The sequence below is a fragment of the Terrabacter sp. R4-6 genome (assembly GCF_057529065.1).
Genome location: NZ_CP197224.1, coordinates 221,756 through 245,682, shown reverse-complemented (window position 1 = coordinate 245,682; position 23,927 = coordinate 221,756). Strand labels below are relative to the sequence as shown.

General features: G+C 73.0%; 21 protein-coding genes. 14 read left to right on the top strand and 7 right to left on the bottom strand.

Going from position 1 to position 23,927, the window contains the following annotated elements; all coding sequences use genetic code 11:
• Positions 1-185: 185 nt before the first annotated feature.
• From ACSSS0_RS01145 to ACSSS0_RS01130, 4 genes are all read left to right on the top strand, one after another.
• Positions 186-629, top strand: coding sequence for an SRPBCC family protein (locus ACSSS0_RS01145; RefSeq protein WP_435985766.1), 444 nt, complete (start codon positions 186-188; stop codon positions 627-629).
• Positions 630-635: 6 nt separating this feature from the next.
• Positions 636-1,196, top strand: coding sequence for a hypothetical protein (locus ACSSS0_RS01140; RefSeq protein ID WP_487229736.1), 561 nt, complete (start codon positions 636-638; stop codon positions 1,194-1,196).
• Positions 1,193-2,161 carry an ROK family glucokinase gene (locus ACSSS0_RS01135; RefSeq protein WP_487229735.1) on the top strand — a complete coding sequence of 323 codons (969 nt, stop codon included), beginning with the start codon at positions 1,193-1,195 and terminating at the stop codon, positions 2,159-2,161. Before ACSSS0_RS01140 ends, ACSSS0_RS01135 begins: the two co-directional genes overlap by 4 nt.
• A gap of 129 nt (positions 2,162-2,290) precedes the next feature.
• Complete coding sequence (locus ACSSS0_RS01130) at positions 2,291-2,899, top strand: endonuclease/exonuclease/phosphatase family protein (protein WP_487231172.1); 609 nt, start codon at positions 2,291-2,293, stop codon at positions 2,897-2,899.
• Positions 2,900-2,921: 22 nt separating this feature from the next.
• Here ACSSS0_RS01130 and ACSSS0_RS01125 read toward each other — a convergent pair whose 3' ends face one another.
• Complete coding sequence (locus ACSSS0_RS01125) at positions 2,922-3,587, bottom strand: hypothetical protein (RefSeq protein ID WP_487229734.1); 666 nt, start codon at positions 3,585-3,587, stop codon at positions 2,922-2,924.
• Between the two features lie 188 nt (positions 3,588-3,775).
• On the opposite strand from ACSSS0_RS01125, the gene ACSSS0_RS01120 reads away from it, so the two are divergent.
• The 5 genes from ACSSS0_RS01120 (at position 3,776) to ACSSS0_RS01100 (ending at position 9,428) form a co-directional block, all read left to right on the top strand.
• Positions 3,776-4,723: a lysophospholipid acyltransferase family protein gene (locus ACSSS0_RS01120; RefSeq protein ID WP_487229733.1), complete on the top strand. Its 948-nt coding sequence runs from the start codon at positions 3,776-3,778 to the stop codon at positions 4,721-4,723.
• A gap of 4 nt (positions 4,724-4,727) precedes the next feature.
• The gene (macS, locus tag ACSSS0_RS01115; RefSeq protein WP_487229732.1) at positions 4,728-6,089 is read left to right on the top strand and encodes a MacS family sensor histidine kinase; all 1,362 of its coding nucleotides are present in this window, start codon (positions 4,728-4,730) and stop codon (positions 6,087-6,089) included.
• Positions 6,086-6,799, top strand: coding sequence for a response regulator (locus ACSSS0_RS01110; RefSeq protein WP_487229731.1), 714 nt, complete (start codon positions 6,086-6,088; stop codon positions 6,797-6,799). The genes macS and ACSSS0_RS01110 overlap by 4 nt, the downstream gene beginning before the upstream one ends.
• 124 nt (positions 6,800-6,923) lie before the next feature.
• On the top strand, positions 6,924-8,360 hold the full coding sequence (locus tag ACSSS0_RS01105) for a class II 3-deoxy-7-phosphoheptulonate synthase (protein WP_435985774.1): 1,437 nt from the start codon (positions 6,924-6,926) through the stop codon (positions 8,358-8,360).
• A gap of 3 nt (positions 8,361-8,363) precedes the next feature.
• Complete coding sequence (locus ACSSS0_RS01100; protein WP_487229730.1) at positions 8,364-9,428, top strand: threonine aldolase family protein; 1,065 nt, start codon at positions 8,364-8,366, stop codon at positions 9,426-9,428.
• 102 nt (positions 9,429-9,530) lie between these two features.
• On the opposite strand, the gene ACSSS0_RS01095 is transcribed toward ACSSS0_RS01100, so the two are convergent.
• The 3 genes from ACSSS0_RS01095 to ACSSS0_RS01085 all read right to left on the bottom strand — a co-directional run bounded on the left by ACSSS0_RS01095 (position 9,531) and on the right by ACSSS0_RS01085 (position 13,817).
• Positions 9,531-10,430, bottom strand: a complete 900-nt coding sequence (locus tag ACSSS0_RS01095) for a DMT family transporter (protein WP_487229729.1) — start codon at positions 10,428-10,430, stop codon at positions 9,531-9,533.
• Positions 10,431-10,438: 8 nt separating this feature from the next.
• Positions 10,439-12,430, bottom strand: a complete 1,992-nt coding sequence (gene pknB / locus ACSSS0_RS01090; RefSeq protein WP_487229728.1) for a Stk1 family PASTA domain-containing Ser/Thr kinase — start codon at positions 12,428-12,430, stop codon at positions 10,439-10,441.
• Positions 12,431-12,626: 196 nt separating this feature from the next.
• Entirely contained in the window at positions 12,627-13,817 is a 1,191-nt protein-coding gene (locus ACSSS0_RS01085) for a LysM peptidoglycan-binding domain-containing protein (RefSeq protein WP_487229727.1), read from the bottom strand.
• Positions 13,818-14,083: 266 nt separating this feature from the next.
• On the opposite strand from ACSSS0_RS01085, the gene ACSSS0_RS01080 reads away from it, so the two are divergent.
• On the top strand, positions 14,084-14,482 hold the full coding sequence (locus ACSSS0_RS01080) for an Rv2175c family DNA-binding protein (protein WP_487229726.1): 399 nt from the start codon (positions 14,084-14,086) through the stop codon (positions 14,480-14,482).
• 73 nt (positions 14,483-14,555) lie between these two features.
• On the opposite strand, the gene ACSSS0_RS01075 is transcribed toward ACSSS0_RS01080, so the two are convergent.
• A complete protein-coding gene (locus ACSSS0_RS01075) occupies positions 14,556-15,662 on the bottom strand; it encodes a polyprenyl synthetase family protein (protein WP_435985780.1) in 1,107 nt (368 codons plus the stop codon).
• Positions 15,663-15,756: 94 nt separating this feature from the next.
• On the opposite strand from ACSSS0_RS01075, the gene ACSSS0_RS01070 reads away from it, so the two are divergent.
• Positions 15,757-16,665, top strand: coding sequence for a methylenetetrahydrofolate reductase (locus tag ACSSS0_RS01070; RefSeq protein ID WP_487229725.1), 909 nt, complete (start codon positions 15,757-15,759; stop codon positions 16,663-16,665).
• Positions 16,666-16,790: 125 nt separating this feature from the next.
• On the opposite strand, the gene ACSSS0_RS01065 is transcribed toward ACSSS0_RS01070, so the two are convergent.
• Both ACSSS0_RS01065 and ACSSS0_RS01060 read right to left on the bottom strand, forming a co-directional pair.
• Positions 16,791-17,345 carry a hypothetical protein gene (locus ACSSS0_RS01065; RefSeq protein ID WP_487229724.1) on the bottom strand — a complete coding sequence of 185 codons (555 nt, stop codon included), beginning with the start codon at positions 17,343-17,345 and terminating at the stop codon, positions 16,791-16,793.
• A gap of 153 nt (positions 17,346-17,498) precedes the next feature.
• A complete protein-coding gene (locus tag ACSSS0_RS01060; RefSeq protein ID WP_487229723.1) occupies positions 17,499-18,239 on the bottom strand; it encodes a DUF4126 domain-containing protein in 741 nt (246 codons plus the stop codon).
• Positions 18,240-18,662: 423 nt separating this feature from the next.
• Here ACSSS0_RS01060 and ACSSS0_RS01055 point away from each other — a divergent pair, with 423 nt between their 5' ends.
• From ACSSS0_RS01055 to ACSSS0_RS01045, 3 genes are read left to right on the top strand one after another with little or no spacing between them, the layout of a single operon-like run.
• The gene (locus ACSSS0_RS01055; protein ID WP_487229722.1) at positions 18,663-19,346 is read left to right on the top strand and encodes a DUF6504 family protein; all 684 of its coding nucleotides are present in this window, start codon (positions 18,663-18,665) and stop codon (positions 19,344-19,346) included.
• A 31-nt stretch (positions 19,347-19,377) separates the two neighbouring features.
• Positions 19,378-19,830: an SAV_6107 family HEPN domain-containing protein gene (locus ACSSS0_RS01050; RefSeq protein ID WP_435985785.1), complete on the top strand. Its 453-nt coding sequence runs from the start codon at positions 19,378-19,380 to the stop codon at positions 19,828-19,830.
• An 8-nt stretch (positions 19,831-19,838) separates the two neighbouring features.
• Positions 19,839-23,891: a DNA polymerase III subunit alpha gene (locus ACSSS0_RS01045; protein ID WP_487229721.1), complete on the top strand. Its 4,053-nt coding sequence runs from the start codon at positions 19,839-19,841 to the stop codon at positions 23,889-23,891.
• Positions 23,892-23,927 lie beyond the last annotated feature (36 nt).

Below are 23,927 nucleotides of genomic sequence, written 5' to 3'. Positions count from 1 at the left end.
GCACCTTACCGATCGGTAACCGCGCAGACCACGTCAGCATGATCACAGGGCGGGCTCCGCGGTCGGGCGCGCCGCCCCTCGGCGCAGGGCTGCCGTCGTCCCCATCTTGGCACGCGGCCGACGCGCGATGACAGCGGCAGGGACATCCACCGTGGGCTCGCTGGTGACGCGATAGCCTTCGGCGCATGGCCGATCGCACCGAGTCCTCCATCGTCATCGACGCCCCGCCCGGCGAGGTGCTCGACGTCATCGCGGACTTCGAGGCCTACCCGGAGTGGGCGGGCGAGGTGAAGGACGTCAGCGTGCTCGCCGAGGAGGGCGACGGCTGGGCCGACCAGGTCCAGTTCACCCTCGATGCCGGTGCCATCAAGGACACCTACGTCCTGGACTACGAGTGGGACGTCGTCGAGGACGGCACCGGGGTCGTCTCCTGGTCGCTCGTCTCCGCCCACGTCCTCAAGGCCATGAACGGCTCCTACACCCTCGCGGGCGACGGTGACGGCACGAAGGTCACCTACCGGCTGTCGGTCGACGTCAAGATCCCCATGATCGGGCTGCTCAAGCGCAAGGCGGAGAAGGTCATCGTCGACACCGCGCTCAAGGAGCTGAAGAAGCGCGTCGAGGCCTGACCGACCGTGACCCCGAACGACGGTCCGGACGCAGCACCTGCCGCTCCCGACCAGCCCCACCGACCTGACGTCGACGCGTCGGCACGCCCTGCGGACGCGCCTCCCGGCAGCGTCGCCGCGGAGGCCGCGCTGCTCGTCGACCTGCTCTCCGGCCGCAGCTGGTCGAACCGCTCGCGTATGCCGTCGAGCGGCGTCCGAGGTGAGCGCCCCGGCGCAACCCCTCACGACCACTCCGCGGGCCCCACGTCGGCCACGGGTGACCGGTCGGGACCGGAGCCGACGACCACTCAGGACGGACCTGCAGGGGAGTGCACGTGCGGAGGGGCGACGCCCGCCGCCTGCCGCGTCTGCCCCGTCTGCCAGCTCATCGCCTTCGTCCAGCAGGTCAACCCCGACACCATCGAGAAGGTCGCCGACTTCGTCGGCTTCGCGGCCACGGCCCTGCGCGACCTCGCGACGGCGCAGCGGGAGCGACGGTCCGAGCCGGCACCCGACACCGACGAGGCCGACACCCCCGACACCGACGACGACGTCACCGACGAGAAGGGGCCCGGAGGCAGCGCATGAGCAGGCGTCTCGCGATCGGCATCGACATCGGCGGCACCAAGGTCGCGGGCGGTGTCGTCGACGAGTCCGGTGTCATCACCCACCGCACGCGTCGTGACACCCCGCACCGCTCGACCTCTCCGGCGGTCGTCGAGAACACCATCGTCGAGTCGGTCGAGGAGCTGCTCGGCCGGGTCGACCCGGACGACGTCGTCGCCGTCGGCATCGGTGCGGCGGGCTTCGTCGCCGAGGACCGCGCGACCGTCGTCTTCGCGCCGCACCTGTCGTGGCGCAACGAGCCGCTGCGCGACGCGCTGTCCCAGCGCATCGCCCTGCCGATCACCGTCGACAACGACGCCAACGCCGCCGCGTGGGCCGAGGCGACCTTCGGTGCCGCCCGGGGTGAGTCGCACGTCGTCGTCATCACCCTCGGCACGGGCATCGGTGGCGCCCTCATCGTCGACGGCAACGTCCAGCGCGGACGGCACGGCATCGCCGGCGAGTTCGGCCACATGCAGATCATGCCGGGCGGCGCCCGCTGCGAGTGCGGCAACCGTGGCTGTTGGGAGCAGTACGCCAGCGGCAACGCCCTCGTGCGCGAGGCCCGCGCCATGATCGAGGCCGGGTCGCCCGTCGTGGCCGACCTGCTGGCCCGCCTCGGCGGCGACGCCAACGCGCTGACCGGACCCTTCATCACCGAGGCCGCCCGGGAGGGCGACCCGACCGCCCGCGAGCTGCTCGCCGACATCGGCGAGTGGCTCGGGATCGGGCTGGCCAACCTCGCCTCGGCCTTCGACCCGGGCCTCTTCGTCATCGGTGGCGGCGTCAGCGCGGCCGACGAGATGCTCATCGGGCCGGCCCGCGAGGCCTTCCGCCGTCAGCTCCCGGGCCGCGGCTACCGTCCGGAGGCGCGGATCGTGCGCGCCGTGCTCGGCAGTGACGCGGGCCTCATCGGGGCTGCCGAGCTCGCGCGCGCCGGCCGCTGACTCCGTGGTCCCGCGGCCCCGTGGCCGACCGGAGCACGTGCTCCGGGTCATGAGCTACAACGTCCACGACCTGCTCGACGACCGGGCCGCGGCCGCCCGGGTCGTGCGCGCCGTCGCTCCCGACGTGCTCTGCCTCCAGGAGGTCCCGCGCCGGCTCACGACCGAGCTGCGCCTCCCACCGCGCGCGACTGCGGTCTGCACTGGCACGGAGGCCGCCTCGGCACGGGCGGGACCGCCGTCCTCACGGCCGAGGACGTGGTCGTCCACGGCGTCTCGCGCGCCCGCCTGCCGGTCCGCTTCCCCGACCGCATGCGGGGGTATGCCGCCGCGACCGTGTCGCTCCCGTCAGGCGGTCCGTCGTGTCGTCCTGTCACCGTCGTCAGCGTTCACCTCGGGCTGCGGGCGTCCGAGCGTGAGCGCCACGCGGCAACCGTCCTCGCGCGACTCGGCGGACGTGACGGAGTGGGCGGCGCGGGCGACCGCGCCGTCATCGCCGGGGACCTCAACGAGGGACCCGGCGGGCCGGCATACGCGATGTTCGCGGCGCACCACCCGCCGGTGTGCGGCGACGTGCCGACGTTCCCGGCACGGCGCCCGAGCCTCGCCCTCGACGTGGTCTTCGCCGGCCCGGGACTGCGGTTCGTCGAGACCGCCCAGACGCCCGTGGACGAGCGTGACCTCGCGGCGGGCTCGGACCACCGTCCGGTGTGGGTCGACCTCGACGTCGGGTCCGACTGATGCGTCGGACCGCAGGGATGGCCTAGACGCGGGTGCCGTCGTCGAAGGGGTCGCGCTCGGTGCCGCCGCGCAGGACGAGCAGCACGAAGCCGACGACGACCATGGTCAGGGCCGTCACGACCCACCAGCCGCTGCCGTCCCGGTCGAAGAAGAGGACGTAGAGCAGCAGGAGCGGGCCACCGCCGAGCCCGCCCACGATCGCCCAGAACATCGGGTCGGTCTCGGCGGACGGAAGGTCGATCTCGGACGGCGGGACGAAGTGGTCGTCGCCGTCCGAGAGGTCGTCGACGTCGTCGCGACGGGAAGTGGGGCCGCGCCACGCGTGGGACGTCGTCGGGGCGATCGGCAGCTCGAGCAGGCCGGACGACCCGGACGGGCTCGACGCGCCCGCTCCGGGCTGCTGGGGCGGCGCGGCGGGATCGCTGCCCAGGCCGCCCTCGGGGCGCTCCGGCGCCGAGGGCGCGGCGCCGGGCGTCGACGGAGGACGAGGCTCGTCGGCCGCGGCGGTCGGGTCGCCACCGACGGGCGGTGCCGGCGGTGACGCAGGATCGGGCGCCGGCTCGGGCGAGGGTGCGGCATCGGCCGCAGCATCGGGCGCGGCGGGGTCACGGCGCTGCGGCTCGGGTGCCTCGGCGTCCCAGCCTGCGATGATCCGCGCGAACTCGGCGTCGAGGTCCCGGTCACTCATCGACGGTCCCGGGGACGGTCGTGCGGAGGTGCTCGGCAGACATGCCGAGGCCCACTGCGGCGTCGGGACGGACCGTCACGGTGGGGCTCCTCGGGCGAAGCGGCTGGACCTGCTGATCCTCGCATGCGCCGCTGTCAGTGCGCGAGTGTCGTAGAGTTCGAGCCGTCACAGACGGAAGGCGGACACGGTTGTTCTACTGGTTCCTCAAGACGATCGTCATCGGGCCGATCATCAAGCTCCTCTTCCGTCCGTGGGTCGAGGGGGAGGAGAACATCCCCGAGGAGGGTGCCGCGATCTTCGCGAGCAACCACCTGTCCTTCTCCGACTCGATCTTCCTGCCGCTCGTGGTGTCCCGCCGCGTCACGTTCCTTGCGAAGAGCGACTACTTCACCGGCCGAGGCATCAAGGGCCGGCTCACCGCCGCCTTCTTCAAGGGTGTCGGGCAGCTGCCCGTCGACCGGTCGGGCGGCAAGGCGAGCAACGCTGCGCTGACGTCGGGCCTGAAGGTGCTGCGTCGCGGTGACCTGCTCGGGATCTACCCGGAGGGCACTCGCTCACCCGACGGACGCCTCTACCGCGGCCGCACCGGCGTCGCCCGGATGGCGCTCGAGGGCAAGGTCACCGTCATCCCCGTCGCCATGATCGGCACCGACAAGGCGCAGCCGACCGGCAAGGTCATCCCGCGGATCATGCGGGTCGGGGTGCGGGTCGGCAAGCCGCTCGACTTCTCGCGCTACGAGGGCATGGAGGACGACCGCTTCGTCCTCCGCTCGATCACCGACGAGATCATGTACGAGCTGATGCTCCTCTCGGGCCAGGAGTACGTCGACATGTACGCCACGTCGATGAAGGACCGGCTCGTCTCCGCGGCCCGGGCCAAGGCCCGTGAGCTGCAGGAGGCCGCCAAGCCCGGCAGTGCCGCCCCGGAGCTCGAGGAGGCGCTCGACGCCGCCGAGGGCAAGGCCCGTCCCGCGAAGACCCCTGAGTCCACCGAATCCACCGAGTCCACCGAGGCCCCGGACTCCACCCAGTCCACCGAGGCCACGTCGTCGACCGGGCCGAGCGAGTCGGTCGAACCCGGGGCGTCCTCGGCCTCCGACGACGACGGCGACGCTCCCGTCGTGGCGGCGTCCTGACGTCATGGCTCGCACGCGCCACGGCGCCGGCCCGGAGCGCGACCGTGATCCCGGCGGTGAGCCGGGCGGTCCGGACACCGACCTGATCCCCGCCCCGGCGCCGCTGTCCGACGACGACCTGCCCGCCGTCGTCTCGGGACCGACGGTGGCGGTGCTCGACGACGAGCACGCCATCGTGCGAGGGCTCTGGCGGGGCGTCGACGTCTTCCGCTGGCTCGCCCTCGTGTATGCCGCGTGGTCGGTCTGGGAGCGTCACGAGCAGATCGCCCACCTCGTCGGGGCGGTCGCCATCCTCGGGGTCCTCGCCGGCTGGACGCTGGCCGTCACGCTGCGGCCGATGCGGACGGTCCGCGCCTACACGGTCGAGCTGGCCATCGGCTGCTCCGCGATCCTCGCGACCCGGCTCGTCGACGACCCCGACGTCATCACCGCCGGCGCCAAGACCATCCCCTCGATCTGGCCGACCGCGGCCGTCGTCGGGTTCGCCGTGCTGCGCGGGTGGCGCGGCGGGCTCGCCGCCGCCTCGCTCGTCGCGGCGTGCTCCTTCGTCGAGGTGGTCCAGCCGACCCCCAACACCATCACCAACTCGATCTTCGGGCTCCTGCTCGGTGGCTGCATCGGCTACTGCGTCGACCTCGCCCGCTCGAGCCACGCGGCCCTCGCCGAGGCCATGCGGCTCGACGCGGCCCGTGCCGAGCGCGACCGGCTCGCCCGGACCGTGCACGACGGGGTGCTCCAGACGCTGGCCTTCATCAACCGCCGCGCGAGCGACATCGGTGGCGAGACGGCGCGGCTCGGTGCGATGGCCGGTGAGCAGGAGCGGATCCTGCGCACGCTCGTGAGCCAGACCGACCTGGCCGAGGTGGGTCGGGCCGTGAGCGGCGACGCCGACCTGCGCGGCCTGCTGCGCCACGTCGAGGGCGAGGGCGTCCAGCTCGTCTCGCCCGCCGACGCCGTGCTGCTGCCGAGACGGGTCGCCGACGAGGTCGTCGCGGCCGTCGAGGCCGCCCTCGACAACGTCCGGCAGCACGCCGGCGACGACGCGCGGGCGTGGGTGCTGCTCGACGACGACGGCGACGAGATCGCCGTGACGATCCGCGACTCCGGTCGGGGCGTGCCGGCAGGCCGGCTCGAGGAAGCCGTCGGCCAGGGCCGTCTCGGCGTCTCGTCGAGCATCCTCGGCCGGCTGGCCGACCTGGGCGGCACCGCGACCATCACGTCCGGACCATCCGGTGGGACGACCGTCGAGCTGCGGATCCCCAATCGCCGGACGGCACGTCTGACCAACCGGCACCATGGTCGCCGGACGCCCGCGACGACCGAACCGGTGACGCAGGCCCGCACCGAGGGACGAGGAGCATCGTGACGGAGCAGGAGGACGCCATGCCGCAGCAGGGGAGCAGCACGCCGCCCGACCACATCCGGGTCGTCGTCGCCGACGACCACCCGATGTGGCGCGACGCCGTCGCCCGTGACCTCGCCGACGCCGGCTTCGAGGTCCTGGCGACCGCCGACGACGGCCGGTCCGCCGTGGCGCGGACCCGAGCCACGGTGCCCGACGTCCTCGTCCTCGACCTCAACCTCCCGGGACTGTCCGGCGCCGAGGTCTGCGCCGCCCTCGCCGCCGCGCAGGTGCCGACCCGCATCCTCATCCTCTCGGCCAGCGGCGACCACCAGGACGTCCTCGACGCGGTCAAGGCCGGGGCGCTCGGCTACCTCGTGAAGTCGGCGGGGCGCGAGGAGTTCCTCGCTGCGGTGCGCGCGACGGCCGCGGGCGAACCGGTCTTCACCGCGGGCCTCGCCGGTCTCGTGCTCGGTGAGTTCCGGCGGGTCAAGGCGGCGGGCGGCGGCAGCCCGGAGCGGCCCATCCCCGAGCTGACCGACCGCGAGACCGAGATCCTCAAGTACGTCGCGACCGGCATGGGCTACAAGGAGATCGCGGCGACGCTGTTCCTCTCGCACCGCACCGTGCAGAACCACGTGCAGAACATCTTCGGCAAGCTCCAGATGCACAACCGCGTCGAGCTCGTGCGGTTCGCGATGGAGCGCGGGCTCGACCTCGCCGACCCGACGTGACCCGAGCCGACCCCGGCTCGTCCCGACGGACCCCGTGAGCGCGCCGGACGGCATACGTCGTCGGTGACGCCGCCGGGACCCTGCGGGACCCGGCGGGACCCGGCGAGACCCCCGAGGTTTCGGGATGCGGACCCGCGCGGGGGCACCCCCGTGCGACGTCTACGCTGTCGGAGTGAACACGAGGACCGCCACCGCCGATGCCGGCCTCGAACCCGTTGACGGGTCCGAGGCCCTCGCCGCCCTCACGGCCGCGGCCACCGAGCTCGAGGCCCAGCAGCAGCCTGCCTGGCCCGACACGGCTGCCCTGGCCGAGGTGATCGAGACCCTCGCCTCGTATCCTCCGCTCGTCTTCGCGGGCGAGTGCGACATCCTCACCGACCGGATGGCCAAGGCCGCCGTCGGCGAGGCCTTCGTCCTCCAGGGCGGCGACTGCGCCGAGACCTTCGCCTCCGCCACCGCCGACAACATCCGCGACCGCATCAAGACGATCCTGCAGATGGCCGCGGTGCTCACCTACGGCGCGTCCGTGCCGGTCATCAAGATCGGGCGCATGGCCGGGCAGTACGCCAAGCCCCGCAGCTCGACCGTCGAGACCCGGGAGGGCGTCACCCTGCCGGCGTTCCGGGGCGACATGGTCAACGACTTCGCCTTCCACGAGACCGCTCGCATCCCCGACCCGCAGCGCCTCGTCCGGGCCTACCACGCGAGCTCGGCGACCCTCAACCTCGTCCGCGCCTTCACGACCGGCGGCTTCGCCGACCTGCGGCACGTGCACGACTGGAACCGTGGCTTCGTCGCCAACTCGGCCAACCAGCGCTACGAGAAGATCGCCAAGGACATCGACAAGGCGATGCGCTTCATGTGGGCCTGTGGTGCCGACTTCGACGCCATGCGCACCGTCGAGTTCTACGCCGCACACGAGGCGCTCCTGCTCGACTACGAGCGGCCGCTGACGCGCATCGACTCTCGCTCCGGGCGCCTCTACGACACCTCGGGCCACTTCGTGTGGGTGGGCGAGCGCACCCGTCAGCTCGACGGCGCGCACGTCGACTTCGTCTCGCGCATCAGCAACCCCATCGGCGTCAAGCTCGGGCCCAAGGCCGACATCGACGAGGTGCTGCGCCTCATCGACAAGGTCGACCCGAACCGCACCCCGGGCCGTCTCACCTTCATCACCCGCATGGGTGCCGGCACGATCCGCGACGCCCTGCCGGCCCTCGTCGACAAGGTGACGGCCTCCGGTGCCACCGTGACGTGGATCTGCGACCCGATGCACGGCAACACGTTCGAGAGCCCCTCGGGCTACAAGACGCGTGACTTCGAGGACATCGTCGAGGAGGTGCGCGGCTTCTTCGAGGTGCACCAGTCCCTCGGCACGATCCCCGGCGGCATCCACGTCGAGCTCACCGGCAACGACGTCACCGAGTGCCTCGGCGGGGCGGAGAAGATCATCGACTCCGACCTCGAGAAGCGCTACGAGTCCGTCTGCGACCCGCGCCTGAACCACCAGCAGTCGCTCGAGCTCGCGTTCCTCGTCGCCGAGATGCTCGGCCAGGCCTGAGCGGTGGTGGCGACGAGTCCCTTCCGGGCGGACCTGCTCAGCGACACCCTGACCCGGCCCTCCGCGGCCATGCGCGATGCCATGGCGCGCGCGGAGGTCGGCGACGACGTCTTCGGCGAGGACCCGACGCTGCGCGCCCTCGAGGAGCGCGTCGCCGGGATGCTCGGGCACGAGGCCGCGCTCTTCACGCCCTCGGGGTCGATGGCCAACCAGCTCGGGGTGCGCCTGCACGTCAGGCCGGGGGAGGAGCTCATCGGCGACTCGCTCGCCCACGTCGTGCGGGCCGAGCTCGGCGCGGCGGCGGTGCTCTCGGGCATCTCGTCGCGCACCTGGGTCTCCGAGCGCGGCCGCTTCCGCGCCGACGACGCCGCGTCGCTCATGATCACCGGCGTCGGGCCCTACCAGGTCTGCACGTCGCTCGTGATCGTCGAGAACACCCACAACTTCGGCGGGGGCACCGTGCAGTCGCTCGACGAGATCCGCCGGGCACGAGAGGTGACGCGCGAGCGGGGTGTCGCCATGCACCTCGACGGCGCGCGGCTCTTCAACGCCCACGTCGCGTCGGGCGTCCCCGTCGGCGACTACGGCCGCGAGTTCGACACCGTCTCGATCTGCCTGAGCAAGGGTCTGGGCGCACCCGTCGGCAGCGTCCTCGTGGGGTCGGCCGACGCCATGGCCGAGTCACGGATCTGGCGCAAGCGCTTCGGTGGCGGCATGCGGCAGGCCGGGATCCTCGCTGCCGCAGGCCTTTTCGCCCTCGACCACAACGTGGAGCGCCTGGCCGACGACCACGCGCGGGCGCGGCGCGCTGCCGAGGCGATGGCCGAGGCGGCACCCGGTGCCGTCGACCTGGCCACGGTCGAGACCAACATCGTCATCGTCGACGTCGCCGCGGTGGGGTGGACCTCCGCCGCCTTCGTCGACGCGGCCCTCGCCGCCGGCGTGAGGACGTATGCCGTGGGGCCCGGTGCCGTGCGCCTCGTGTGGCACCTCGACGTCGACGACGCCGGCACCGACGTCGCGATCGACGTCCTCACCGGCCTGCTCCGTTCGGCGCCGGCAGCCTGACCCGAGCCACGCCTCCCGCACCGAACGCCGCGTTCGGTGCCGAACTCACTGGTGGAACAGCGCTTTCGCCACCGAACGCCGCGTTCGATGAGGAGGGTGGGCTCAGACCTCATGGTGGAGGGCCTCGGCGGGCAGCTCGCCCGGGCGTCGCCGCGCGAGGAGCTCGACGGCATACATCGCGGTGAGCACGAGCGCGCCGCCGACGACCATCCGCAGCGTCGCGGTCTCGGCGCCGAGCGTCACGGCGAAGAAGGCCGCGAAGACCGGCTCGAGCGTCATGACGATCGCAGCTCGCGTGGCCGGCATGTGCGCCTGCGCCCACGTCTGGACCCACAGCGCGAGGATGCTCGCGAAGACGACCATGTAGAGCACCGACGCCCACTGGGCCGGCGTGCTCGGCAGGACGATGCCGCCGGGCACCGCACCGACGACGCACAGCAGCGCGATGACGACCATCTGGACGACGGACAGTCCGGTCGCGATCTCGGACGCGCTGTAGCGGCCGAGCCCCACGATGTGCAGTGCGTAGAGCGCGGCGGCGAGCAGGGTGATCGCCTCGCCGACGCCGACGGAGAAGCCGTTGAGCGAGAGCAGCGCGAGGCCCACGGTCGCGAGCCCGACCGCGGCCCAGGTGGATCCGGCCACCCGCTCGCGCAGCAGGACGGCGGTGAAGACCGGCGTGAGCACGACGTAGGTGCCGGTGATGAAGCCCGACACGGAGGCCGGCGTCGTCGCGAGACCCTGCGTCTGGAAGATCTGGGCCAGGCCGTAGAGGGCCCCGAGACCGACGCCGACGAGGACCTGACGGCGGCTCAGGGCCCGTACCGGTCGCCAGAAGACGATGAGCATGATGACGGCCGAGAGGCTGAAGCGCACCGCGAGGAAGTCGACCGGGGGGACGGTCTCCACGAGGTCGCGGATGAGGAAGAACGTCGAGCCCCACACCGCCGTCAGGGCGACGAGGAGCAGCGTGGCCAGGCGCGTGCGCGCCGCAGGAGTCACGGAGGCCCTCAGACGATCGTCAGGTGGATCGTCGTGCCCTTGGGCACGGGCGTGCCGGCGGCGGGGTCCTGGGCCCGGACCTTCTTCTCGAAGAGCTCGCCGAAGGGGTACTGCGTGTCGACCTTGAAGCCGAGGTCGGTCAGCGTCTTCTCGGCGGCGGCGTCCTGCTGGTCGACGACGTCGGGCACCGGCACCATCACCGGACCCTTGGACACGACGACCGTGACCGTGTCGCCCCGGTGCAGCGTGCCCTTGTCGGGTGACTGCGAGACGACCTGGCCTGCAGGCACGCTGTCGCTGTTGACGTCCTCCCCACGCTGCACCGTGAGCCCGGCCTTCGTGATGGCCGCCGAGGCCGCGTCGAACGGCGCGCCGGTCACCATGGGCACCTCGATCGGCTCGCGGCCCTTGGACACGACGACGGACACGGGGGTGCTGCGCTTGACCGACTCGCCCGAGGCCGGGTCCTGGGAGATGACGACGCCCTTGGCCACCGTCTCGCTCCACGCCTCGGAGCGGTCGCCGAGGCGGAGCGTCAGGGGTGACAGGGCGGCCCCGGCGTCGCCCAGCCTGGCTCCGACGAGCTTCGGGACGGCATACCGCTCCTTGCCCTTGGAGACGACGAGACGGACGGTGGACTCCTTGCCGAGCTCGCTGCCAGCGCCCGGCTCGACGCGGAGCACGACGCCCCTGGCCCTGCCCTCGGAGAACTCCTCGACGGTCTCGACCGTCAGGGAGGCCTGCTCCATCGCACCCTCGGCCTGCGCGACGGGCTGGCCGACGACGGCCGGCACGACGGTCGACCCACCCGGTCCGGCCGTGAACCACCACCCACCGAACGCCCCACAGGCCACGACGAGGACGGCCGCGAGCCAGAGCGGCCATCGTCGGCGGCGTCCGGCCCGTCGGTCGATCGGCATGGCCGCGGTGTGCTCGACGGCGGGACCGTCCTCGTGGACGGGCAGGCCGGCGAGGGCGGCGCGTCCGACCTCGTTGGGCCGGGTGCGCTGGCGCTCGGGGGCGGCGGGCAGGTCGGCTCGCTGCGGCCGGGCGGGAGTGCCGGGCTGCGTCGTCGACGAGACGGGTGGCAGCACGGAGCTGGCGGCGGGGTCCGTGGTGACGGCGCTCCCGCGCCGGTCGAGCTCCTCGGCCGAGAGACCGCGACGCACCGCGCGCAGGGCGGCGACGAACGCGGCGGCCGAGTCGAAGCGGTCCTCGGGCTCGAGCGCCGTCGCGCGGGCGACGAGGTCGTCGAGCTCGGCGGGGATCCCCGGGACGACGGAGCTCGGCGTGACGATCGAGCCGTGGACGTGGTTGTACGCGATCTGGATCGGGGTGCCGCCGGTGACGGCCTTGCGCCCGGTCAGCATCTCGAAGAGGAGCAGACCGGCGGCGTACACGTCGCTGCGGGTGTCGGCGACGCCGCGCTCGACCTGCTCGGGGGAGAGGTAGGAGACGGTGCCCAGCAGGACGCCCGTCTGGCTCGTCGCGGCCTGGTTGGTGATGGCGCGGGCGAGCCCGAAGTCGGCCACCTTGACCTCGCCGTCGCGGCGCACGATGACGTTCTCGGGCTTGACGTCGCGGTGGATCATGCCGGCCACGTGGGCGGCCCGCAGCGCCAGCAGGATCGGCTCGAGGATGGCGAGCGCCTCCCGTGCGGTGAGGGGCGCCTCCTCGTGGATGACGTCACGCAGGGTCTTGCCCTCGACGAGCTCCATCGCCAGGAAGACCTCGCCGTCGTCCTCGCCCTGGTCGAAGACGGCGACGACGTTGGGGTGGCTGAGGCGCGCGGCGGACCGGGCCTCGGCGCGGAAGCGCTCGACGAAGACGTCGTCGGTGGCGAGACCGGGGCGCATGATCTTCAGCGCCACCTCCCGGTCGAGGCGTCCGTCCAGCGCCACGTAGACAGAGGCCATGCCTCCGTCTGCGAGGTGGGAGAGGATGCGGTACCGGCCGTCGATCACCCGACCGACGAGGGCGTCCGCCACGCTGGACGTCACGGACCGAAGTTTACGGGCTGGTCCGGCGCATCCCGCGCAGGCCAGCCGCGGCGGGGTCTCGCGGTGTGGGCGCGCTGCCCGCCCGGTGGGCGTGCCGGCTCATGCGCACCGCGAGACCTCCGCCCGGCGCTCCGCAGCCGTGGGGCCGTCCGTCGACCAGCCCGACGGACGGCCCGGGACGCGGAGCAGCACCCCGTCAGAGGCGGTCGTAGACGGCCAGCACGGTGGCCACGTACTTCTTCGTGTCCTCGTACATGCCCTTGGTGCGGACCGAGTAGAGGCCCTGGTAGTAGCCGGCGATGGCCTGCTCGCGCGAGTCGGCGCTGGCCTGCAGCGCGCGGATGATGAGGACGCCGCCGGTGATGTTGTCCTGCGTGTCGTAGCGGTCGAGCGTCCGGCCCGCGAGCTGCGAGGCCCACGTCTGGGCCACCGGCATCAGCTGCATGACGCCGACGGCGTTGGTGTAGGAGACGGCACGCTGGTACCACCCCGACTCCAGGTATCCGATGGCGAGGGCCAGCTTCGGGTCGACACCGTGCCGGGTGGCCGTCGCGCGGATCATCGCCGCCGTCTCGGTGCGGCTGGGCACGTCCATGGCCGCGAGCTTCGCCTTGCTCTCGGCGACGGCCTGGGCGGTCTTGCTGGGGTACTGGTATCCCGGGGCGGGTGCCGGAGCGGGGGCCGGCGTCGTCGGCGCGGGCGCCGAGACGGTGCCGGGGATGACGATCCTCTGGCCCACGTAGATGCGGCTCGCGTCGGGCAGCTTGTTGGCCGCGAGCAGCTTGGTCAGGGACACGCCGTGGCGCTGGGCGATGACGCTCATGCTGTCGCCGGCCTTGACGACGTAGATGGCGCCGGCACCGCTCGGCGTCGTCGGTCCCGTCGTCGGCTTGGAGGGCGTCGGCGTGGAGGGCTTCGGGGTGGCGGGCGCCGGCGTGGCCGGTGCCTTCGCGCCCGGCACGCTGATCCGCTGCCCGACGAAGATGAGTCCAGCGTCGGGGAGCCGGTTCGCGGCGAGGAGCTTGGTCAGGGACACCCGGTACCGCTTGGCGATCCCGCTCATCGTCTCGCCGGAGCGCACCACGTGGATGACGGTGGCGGTCGTGCTCGCCGGACGCGGCTGGGCCTGCGTCGACGAGGCGGACCTGGCGGGGGTCGACGACGGACGGCCGGGGACGAGCAGCTTCTGCCCCGGGTGGATCACGGATCCGCCTGCCGCGAGCCGGTTCTTCTCGACGATCGCCTGGACGGTCGTGTGGTGGGCGATGGCGAGGTGCCAGAGCGTGTCACCCGGGCGGACCGTGACGGTCTTCCACGGCGTGGCGGCCACGGGGGCCACGGCGGCGTGAGCGGGCAGCGCGAGCGCGGCGACGTCGGCGAAGGGCATGGGGTGGAGTCCTTTCCTGGAGCCCGAGCTGAGTTCGATAAGCGTGGAGGGGCGTTCGGAAGGGGTTCGGTGGTGGTGCTGGAGGTTGCTCTGGTGCTGCGGAGGTGCTGTGTGACGCTTGTGAGCGGAGTGGCGCCTGTGACGATAGCGCATAATTGAGCACTAAAGTATAAATACAGCGGTGTAATTCGTCCCTGTCCGCGCCAAAGCGGTCCGGCCGGGGAGGTGTGCGCGGACCCGTCGGGACGGTGGCAGACTCTCGTCCTGTGAGCGAGACCCCCGAACCGCAGCCCGACGTGCCCACCTCCCACGACCTCGAGTCGCTCGTCGGGGAGTGGCTGACCGTCCCCGACGTCGCCGAGCGCCTCGGCCTCCACCTGTCGCAGGTGCGTCAGCTGATCGCCGACCGCGAGGTCCTCGCGGCCCGGATCGGCGAACGGCGCGTCGTCGCGATCCCGGCGAAGTTCTTCGACGAGGCCGGACCCCGGCCGGAGCTGCGTGGCACCTTCACCGTCCTCGCCGACGGCGGGATGGACGACGACGAGATCATCGAGTGGCTGCACACGCCGGACGAGACGCTGCCCGTCGAGGGTGCGCCCATCGACGCCATGCTGGCCGGGCACAAGACGGAGATCCGGCGCCGCGCGCAGGAGCTCGCCTTCTGACGCGTCCCGATCGGCCGAACCCCGACAGGCCGGGGCCCGCCAGGCCGAGGGCGTATGCCGTGTGGCCCGGTCGTCAGGACCGGCGCGCGGTCGAGACGGCGACGAGCGCCTCGAGGACGTCGAGCGCCGACGTGTCGTAGGAGCCCGTCGCCCGGGCGCGTTCGACGGCGTGGCAGGCCTCGTCGGCCAGCGTCGTGATGAGGCTCTCGACCCGGTCGACCGCCCCGGTGTCGACGAGGACCCTGCGGATCGCCTCGACACCCGCGAGGTCGAGGTCGTCGCGGCCGAGGAGGCCCTCGACCGTCTCGCGGTCGGTGTCGGACGCCGCGTCGAGGGCGTGGGCGACCAGCACGGTGCGCTTGCCCTCGCGCAGGTCGTCGCCCGCCGGCTTGCCGGTCGCCTCGGGGTCGCCGAAGACGCCGAGCAGGTCGTCGCGCAGCTGGAACGCCTCGCCGAGCGCGAGGCCGTAGTCCGACAGGGGTGCGAGCGAGCCGTCCGGCGCCCCGCCGACGAGGGCCCCGATGAGCAGCGGGTGCTCGATGGTGTACTTCGCGCTCTTGAAGCGGATCACCTTGCGGGCCGAGGCGATCCGGGCATCGAGGTCGAGACCGTCCCAGCCGCGGGCCGACTCGAGCAGGTCGAGGAACTGGCCGCCCATGAGCTGTGTGCGCATCGAGTCGAAGAGCTGTCGGCCGCGGGCCAGCTCGTCGGCGGGCAGGCCGCACGTCGCGTACAGCTCGTCGCACCACGTGAGGCACAGGTCGCCGGCGAGGATCGCCGTGCCCTCACCGAAGCGGTCGGCGTCACCCGCCCAGCCACGCGCCTGGTGCAGGGAGGCGACGGCCCGGTGCGCGGACGGCATACCCCGTCTCGTGTCGCTGCGGTCCATGACGTCGTCGTGGAGCAGCGCTGCGCCCTGGAAGAACTCCATGCTCGCCGCCAGGCGCACGAGGGCGTCGGAGTCGGCGCCACCGGCGGCGCGGTAGCCCCAGTAGAGGAAGCCGGCGCGCAGGCCCTTGCCGCCGGTCAGCAGGCCGGACACGGCCGAGACGAGCGGGGCGGTCTCCTCGCCGATCGCGGCCAGCGACTGCGTGGCCCCGGCGATCTGCCCGTCGATCGCCTGCTGCACCCGACGGCGCAGCACGTCGAGGTCGGTGGGGGTCTGCACGGGGTCCTCCATCGAGTCGCGGGAATCGTGGTCAGCCTACGCGGCGAGCGGGCGCGCCCGTGAACAGCCCGGACACCGCGGACGCGCGCGGCTTATGGTGTGCGGCATGGCACACGGCACGGCATCCTCGATGGCGCGGGCGGAGCGGTTCACGCGGTCCATCCCGGCGATGATCGAGGCCGACACCCCGACGTTCAGCTTCGAGTTCTTCCCGCCCAAGGACGACGCGTCCGAGGCGCAGCTCTGGGACGCCATCCGACGCCTCGAGAAGGTCTCGCCGAGCTTCGTCTCGATCACCTACGGCGCCGGCGGCGGCACCCGCGACCGCACCGTGCGGCTCACCCAGCGCGTCCTCGAGGCGACCTCGCTGACGCCCATGGCACACCTGACGTGCGTCGGTCACTCCGTCGCGGAGCTGCGCGGCATCGTCGGGTCGTATGCCGCCGCCGGGGTCCGCAACATCCTCGCCCTGCGCGGTGACCCCCAAGGCGGCCTCGGCCAGCCGTGGGTCGCGCACCCCGAGGGCCTCGACCACGCCGACGAGCTCGTCGCGCTCGTGCGCGGCCTCGGCGACTTCACGGTCGGGGTCGCGGCCTTCCCCGACGGACACCCCGAGTCGGGCGACATCAGCGAGGACGCCGAGACCCTGATCCGCAAGGAGCGCGCCGGCGCCGAGTTCGCCATCACCCAGATGGTCTTCGACGTCGACCACTACCTCCGGCTGCGCGACGAGCTCGCCCGGCGCGGGTCGCGGCTGCCCGTCGTCCCCGCGATCATGCCGATCACCAACGCCCGCCAGGTGGTGCGCATGGCGCAGCTCGCGGGTCAGCCGATGCCGACCGCGGTCACCGACCGTCTCGAGCGGCACGGCGACGACGCCGCCGGAGTGCGCGCCGAGGGCATGGCGATCGCCACGGAGGCGTCGCGGCGCCTGCTCGACGAGGGTGCTCCCGGGATCCACTTCATCACGATGAACCGCTCGTCGGCGACGCTCGAGGTCTTCGGCAACCTCTGACCTGCGAGCGAGGCCGAGCCGTCGGAGGCAGCGGCACCGTTGGAGCCAGCGGCACCGTCCCCCACGGCATGGGGACGACCGACCCCCAGGGAGGGGCCGGTCGTCCGGTTCGTGGGCGGGTCGGGTCAGGTGGTGCTCGACGGGGTGGCCGTACCGTCGGGGGAGGCCGGTGCCTCGCCCTGCTGGCCCAGCTCGCCCTGCTGGCCCTGCTGGCCCCGGGGGCCGTCGCCGTCGTGGTCCGCGCCACGGCCGCCGGGTCCGCCCGGGCCGCCCTCGTGGACGGCGGTCACGGTGAAGGACGCGTCGACCTGCACCGTGATGTGCGTGCCGTCGGTGCGCACCATGTGCGCCTCGTAGACGCCGTCCGAGTCGGTCTCGACGCGCTCGATCGTCGCGGTCGGCTCCTTGGCCTCGGCGGCTGCCGTCACCTTGGCGGCGACGTCGCCCGTGAGCAGGGTCTCGTCGGAGCGCATCGGCGTGCTCGGGTCGGTGTTGCCGGCGGTGCTGCCGTCGGCCTGGCGTCCGGCGCTGGCGCCGGGTCCTTCGCCGAGCTGGCCGTAGCTGGTGGCGGTGCCTGTGGCACCTGTCTCGTCCGCGCTCGCGAGGGCTGCCCCGCCGAGCGCGAGCGCCGACGCGGCCACGATGCCGGCTCCTGCCAGCGCGATGGTCTTGTTCCTCATGCGTTCCACTCCTTCGATGGGCCGGCCTCGTGCCAGCTGTGTCCACCGTCGGCAACAGGGCTGTGCCCGCGCCCTCGTCAGGGTGGGGAGGGACTGTGAGACGGGCCGCCGTCCTGTGAGTGGCACCCGTCGGGGGCGCGGCCGGACCCTGGCTCAGGAGTCCTGGTCGAAGGGTCGTTCGAACCGCTCGTGCTGCTCCTGCCACTCGTGGCGTTCCCCGCGGGGGAGCGGCTCGGTGGACCCGGCCGACGGGCGCCGCGGGTCTGCCTTGGTGTCGGGCGCTCGGCGGTCGGACGGGACGGCGATGCCCACGCGTTCGCCCCACGCGTCGTAGCGGCGCTTGTAGCGACGGATGCGTCCGGCGAGCTTGTAGACGAGGAAGGCGCCGAGCACGAGGAAGACCAGGGCGATGGCCGCCGCCAGCCACGGGTGCGCGATGGCGAGGGCCGTGACGCCGGTGACCGTGACGTCCTCGGTGGTGCTCACGAGGACGTTGCTCGCGGGCTCGGGCGAGGTGTTGACGGCCGCGCGCAGGCCGGCCTTGATCCCGTGCGAGATGAGGGCCGTGACGCCGCCCGTCGCCGCGCCGACGGCGGCGTCGAGGCTGGCCGTGTCGTGGCCGATGAGGTAGCCGATCGTCGCGCCGACCGCCGGCCTGACGACGGTGTGCACGGAGTCCCAGACGGAGTCGACGTAGGGGATCTTGTCCGCGAGCATCTCGACGACGAAGAGGACTCCCGCCCCGATGAGCACGTCGGTGCGGGCCAGGGCGTTCGGGATCTGGCTCAGGTTGAAGATCTTGTCGGCCAGCCCGAGGACGAGCACGACGGCGTACGCGTTGATGCCGCTGCCCCACCCGGTGGTGAAGGCCATGGGGATGAGCTCGGCGCCCACGACACCCCTTCGGTCGTGCGCCGGTCACGATGGGCCGGTGCGGGTCTGGCCAGGCCGGTCGGCCGAGCCCAGGTCCAACGTCCCTGACGCTCCCGTATTCCCGTGGGCGACGCAACGGGGCGCGCTGGGCTGGCCGGTCGGGGGCAGCGGAACGGGCCCGATCCGTGAGCGGACAGGACCCCTGCGCCCCTCCGTTCGCGGACCGAGCCCGCGGCATCACTCTGCCGCTGGGGACGCGCACCGACCTGAGCCCGGGTACTCAGATCGGTCCGGACCGTGACGGAACGGGCACGTGCGCCGTGGCCGGCTGCAGCGGTTCCGGATCGCGTGGAGGTGACCCGCGGACCGCCTTGACAGGCTGTCGGCGGCAGGGGTTAGGCTTCGAGTATCGAACAGGTGTTCGAATCTCGTTCTTCCGGGTGAGTGCCGGGGAGAGGAGGTCCGGGCCGGTGTTCGAGCCAGTCAGTGGTCAGTCAGTGGTCAGTCAGTGGTCAGTCAGTGTCAGTCAGTTGTCAGTTCAAGTCGTCGGTTGGTGTCGGGCCGCTCGTGTGGGGCGCGGGTGGTCTGGGTCGTGATGTCCGGCCTCGACGTGTCCGAGGGAGACGTGTCGTGGTGCGCAGGTTCAGTGACGCCGTGCAGGTGAGAGTGCGCGAGCGGAAGCAGCAGGAGCAGTCCGTCGTGGGCCGGTCCGATGGCCGGGCCGATGGCCGGGTCGCGAGGTCGACCCGGCCGCCCGGGTCCTCGGGAGCCACCGGGTCCCCGGGGTCCCCGGGGTCCCCGGGGTCGGAGCCATCGGGATCGCCGGCGTCGCCGGGGGACGGGACCCCCGAGGCGCCACCCGAGGCGTTCATCTGGCGCGGTCGTCTCTACGTCGTGCGTGGCGTCCTCGCCCAGTGGCGCGAGCGGCGGGCCTGGTGGCACGACGCGCTCGAGGCCGACGAGGCGCAGGTGCGTCCCGGCGAGACGCTCGTCGCCGCGGCGAACGAGCAGCACGTCTGGCGCGTCGAGGCGAGTCCGGGGTGGTCGTTCACGCCCGGGGTCTACGACCTCGCCCACGACGAGTCCCCGCGCGGCGACCACTGGTCGCTCGTCCGGGTCGCCGACTGAGCCCATGAGACGAGAGAGGAGAGGAACCACCATGACCACCGCCCACGACCTGCGTCGCCCACCCATCTCCGTCGCCGTGCTCGACCTGCTCGAGCGGGGCCGGGCGACCCTCGAGAGCGCGTGCCGCACGAGCGACGCGTCCGAGCGCTACCGCGACGCCCACCTCGGGGCCCTGCGCGCCGCCGCGGCCCTCGTCGCCGCCCGCACCGTGCCGTCGCCCCGCTCGCGACCGCGCAGCGTCTGGCAGGTGCTGCCCGGGGTGGCCCCCGAGCTGGGGGAGTGGGCCGCCTTCTTCGCCGCCTGCTCGGCGCACCGGTCGGTCATCGACCGCGGGGGTCACATCAGCGCGCGCGAGTCCGACGACCTGCTGCGCCAGGCCGAGATGTTCCTCGAGATCGTCCAGGACCTCCTCGGCGTCCCCGCGACGATCCCGCTGCCGCAGTCGATCACCCCGGTCTCGAGGAGCCGGGCGAGCGGGGCGTGACGACCGGTATGACCACCATCACCAGGAGCCGCACCAGCAGCGGCACGGCCGACGGCACCGAGAGCTTCGTGCACCTGCACGTCGCGTCCGGCTACTCCATGCGCTACGGCACGGCCAAGCCGCACGAGCTCGTCGAGCGTGCCGCCGCGTTCGGGCAGCCCGCGCTCGCCCTGACCGACCGCGACGGGCTCTACGGCGCCGTGAAGTTCGTCCGTTCCTGCATGGAGCACGACGTCGCGCCGATCCTCGGCGTCGATCTCGCGCTCGGTCCCGACCAGCCCGAGCGGCGGGGCGGACGTCCGGTGCGCACCCCGGTCCGCGGCGGCGCCCTCGTCGACCCGCGGCTCCCGCGGGTCACGGTGCTGGCCCGGGGCAGCAGCACCGGTCTCGCCCCGGGCGCAGGGTGGGCGGCGCTGTGTCGCCTCGTCACCGCGACCCACCTGCGCGGCGAGCGCGGCAACCCCGTGACGACCACGGCCCTCGTCGCCGAGCACGCGCGCCGGCTGACCACCCCGCCCGTCCCGTCCGTCCCGCCCGTCCCGTCCGTGCCGTCCTCGGCGGAGGGCGACCGACCCGACCGACCCGACGGGCGACGCGGACCCGACGGACGAGGCGGACGGCATACGCCATCGGTGGCAGACGGCGGGCCCTCCCGCCTCGTCGTGCTCCTGGGGCCCGACTCCGACGTCGGTCGCGCGGTGCTCGCCAAGCGACGCGACCACGCCCGGGCGGCGCTCGAGCGCTGGGTCGCGCTGCTGCCGCGGGGCGCCGTCGTCGTCGAGGTCGTGTGCCACGGCGGACCCGAGCACCAGCCCGGCAGCCTCGGACAGGCCGGACGCATGCTCGCGCTCGCCCGCGAGGTCGGCGTGCCCAGCGTCATCACGGCCGCGGTGCGCCATGCCGACCCGCAGGACGCCGCCATCGTCGACGTCCTCGACGCCGCCCGCCGGCTCGTCGCGCTCGACGCGCGCCACCTCGACCGCGTCACGACCGCCGGGCACCTCTCGCCGACACCCCTCATGCACGCGCTCGCCCTCGATGTCGTCCAGGTCTCCGGCCCGGGGCTCGTCGGCGGCGGGTCCCTGGCCCGCGAGCAGGCACGTGAGCTGCTCGCCCGCACGACGGCGCTGGCCGCCGACTGCGTCCAGGACCCGCGGGCCGACCTCGGCATCGGCTCGGTCCACCTGCCCGAGCCCGGCGTCCTCGGCATCCGGCCCGGCACCAACCCGCACCGCGTCCTCGCGCGTCGGTGCCGCGAGTCCATCCCGACCCGCTACCCCGCCCGCACCGAGAGCGAGCTCGTCGCCGTCAGCGACCGGCTCGAGGACGAGCTCGGCGTCATCGAGACCCTCGGCTACGCGACGTACTTCCTCACCGTCGCCCAGGTCTGCGACCTCATCCGCGAGATGGGCGTGCGGGTCGCCGCCCGCGGGTCCGGGGCCGGGTCGCTCGTCAACTACCTCCTCGGCATCTCCGGCGTCGACCCGATGCGGCACGGGCTGCTCATGGAGCGCTTCTGCTCACCGCTGCGGGCCGAGCTGCCCGACATCGACATCGACGTCGAGTCGGCCCGGCGCACCGAGATCTACGAGCGCATCCTCGACCACTTCGGCGGCGAGCGGGTCACGTGCGTCTCGATGATGGACACCTACCGGGTGCGCCACGCGATCCGCGACGCCGGGGCCGCGCTCGGGCTCCCGCCGCCCGAGGTCGACGCCATGGCCAAGGCCTTCCCGCACATCGCCGCCCGCAACGTCCGCAACGCCCTGGCCGAGCTGCCCGAGCTGCGCGCGAGCGGCCTCGACGTGCCCCGCCTGCAGCTGATGTTCGACATCGTCGAGCGTCTCGACGGCCTGCCTCGGCACATCGCGCTGCACCCGTGCGGCGTCGTGCTCTCCGACTCGGTCCTGCTCGACCGCACACCCGTCGAGGCGAGCTGGCTCGGCTTCCCGATGAGCCAGTTCGACAAGGACGACGTCGAGGAGATGGGACTGCTCAAGCTCGACGTCCTCGGCATCCGGATGCAGTCCGCGATGGCCCATGCCGTCATGGAGGTCGAGCGCGTCGACGGCGACCACGTCGACCTCGACGACGAGTCGCAGGTGCCCTTCGACGACGAGCCGACCTTCGAGCTCGTCCGCTCGACGAAGACCCTCGGCTGCTTCCAGATCGAGAGCCCCGGACAGCGCGAGCTCATCGGCAAGTTCGGGCCACGCACCTTCGACGACCTCATCATCGACATCTCCCTCTTCCGCCCCGGCCCGGTCAAGAGCGACATGATCATCCCGTTCCTCAACGCGAGGCAGGGCTGGAAGGACCCGTCCTACCTCCACCCGTCGCTCGTCCCGGCGCTCGAGGAGACCGAGGGCGTCGTCGTCTTCCACGAGCAGGTGCTCATGATCGTCGCCGAGACCACCGGGGTGACCCTCGCCCAGGCCGACGAGGTGCGCCGCACGCTCGGCACGCCCGACGGGCAGAAGCGGATCGAGGCGTGGTGGCGACCCGCGGCCCGGGACCGCGGCTATGCGCCCGAGGTCGCCGACAAGATCTGGGAGGTCCTCAAGGCGTTCGCGTCGTTCGGCTTCTGCAAGGCGCACGCCGCGGCCTTCGCGCTGCCGACCTACCAGTCGGCCTGGCTCAAGACGCACCACCCCGCGGCCTTCCTCGCCGGGGTGCTCACCCACGACCCCGGCATGTACCCCAAGCGCCTCATCCTCGACGACGCCCGCACCTTCGGCATCGCGATCCTCGGGCTCGACGTCAACGTCTCGACCGGCGCCTACCGCTTCGAGCGCACCGACGACGGCGGCGAGGCCATCCGGCTCTCGCTCGCCGACGTCCACGGCATCAGCGAGGCCGAGGTGGCACAGATCGTCGCCGGTCAGCCCTACTCCAGCCTGTCCGACTTCTGGCAGCGCGCCCACGTGTCGCGGCCGGTCGCCGAGAAGCTCGTGCTCGCAGGAGGATTCGACTCGCTGCACGACATCGACCTCGGTGGTCCCTCCCGCCTCGACGAGAGCGGGTCCGGGGTCGTGGGCCGGGCGCGCGGCGGCCTCGGCCGTCGCGGTCGGGTCACCCGGCGCGACCTGCTGCTCCACGTCGCCGAGCTCGACCGCTGGTCCTCCTCGCAGCGGTCGTCGCGCCGGTCCTCCCGGCGGGTCTCGGCCGCGAGCCGGTCCTCGGGACCTGGCTCGTCACGGGGCCGGGTCACGTCCGTCTCCGCCACGGGAGACATCCGGGCGCTCGCGGCCGCCCAGTCGCAGGCCTCCGCCGGGGCGCCCGCGCAGATCGCGACCCAGCTGACGCTCGACCTCGGCGACACGCCACGGCTCTCCGCGACGAGCGGCCTTCCCGAGATGACCGGCCCGGAGCGCGTCCGGGCCGAGCTCGAGGTGCTCGGCCTCGACGCGAGCGGTCACGTCGTCGACTTCTACGGCCCGCTGCTCGACGCGCTCGGCGTGACCCGGGCGCGCGACCTGCTCTCCGGCCGCAGCGGCCGCGAGGTGCTCGTCGCCGGGGTCAAGGTCGCCACCCAGACCCCGCCGATCCGCACCGGACGCCGCGTCGTCTTCCTCACGCTCGACGACGGCACCGGCCCGGCCGACCTCACTTTCTTCGAGGACGTCCAGGGCCCGTATGCCGCCACCGTCTTCCACTCGTGGCTGCTGCTCTGCCGAGGGGTCGTGCGACGCACCGGCCCACGCGGCGTCTCCATCCGGGCCACCGGTGCGTGGGAGCTCTCGGCCCTGCAGGACGCGTGGACCTCCGGAGGCATCACCGCCGTCCGTGACGCGCTCGAGGCCGCAGACCGGTCGGCGTGGGAGCGCGCCACCGCGCTCGCCGGACCCGACGGGGCGAAGGCCGGAGTCGGTGAGGGGCCGGACGGCCGGCGGGTGCTCGTCCATGCCTCGGGCTTCAAGCAGTCGCCCTACGCCGACATCAAGCCGGCGGGTGACGACGTCCGGGGACCGCGCGGCACGAGCGGGCTCGTGCCCACCGAGACCGTGGGTGGCCCGCCACGCAAGCTGTGGCACGCGAGTCCGGGAAGCTCGGGGCACTAGGGTGATGACGCACACGAACCACACGCGGCACCACGC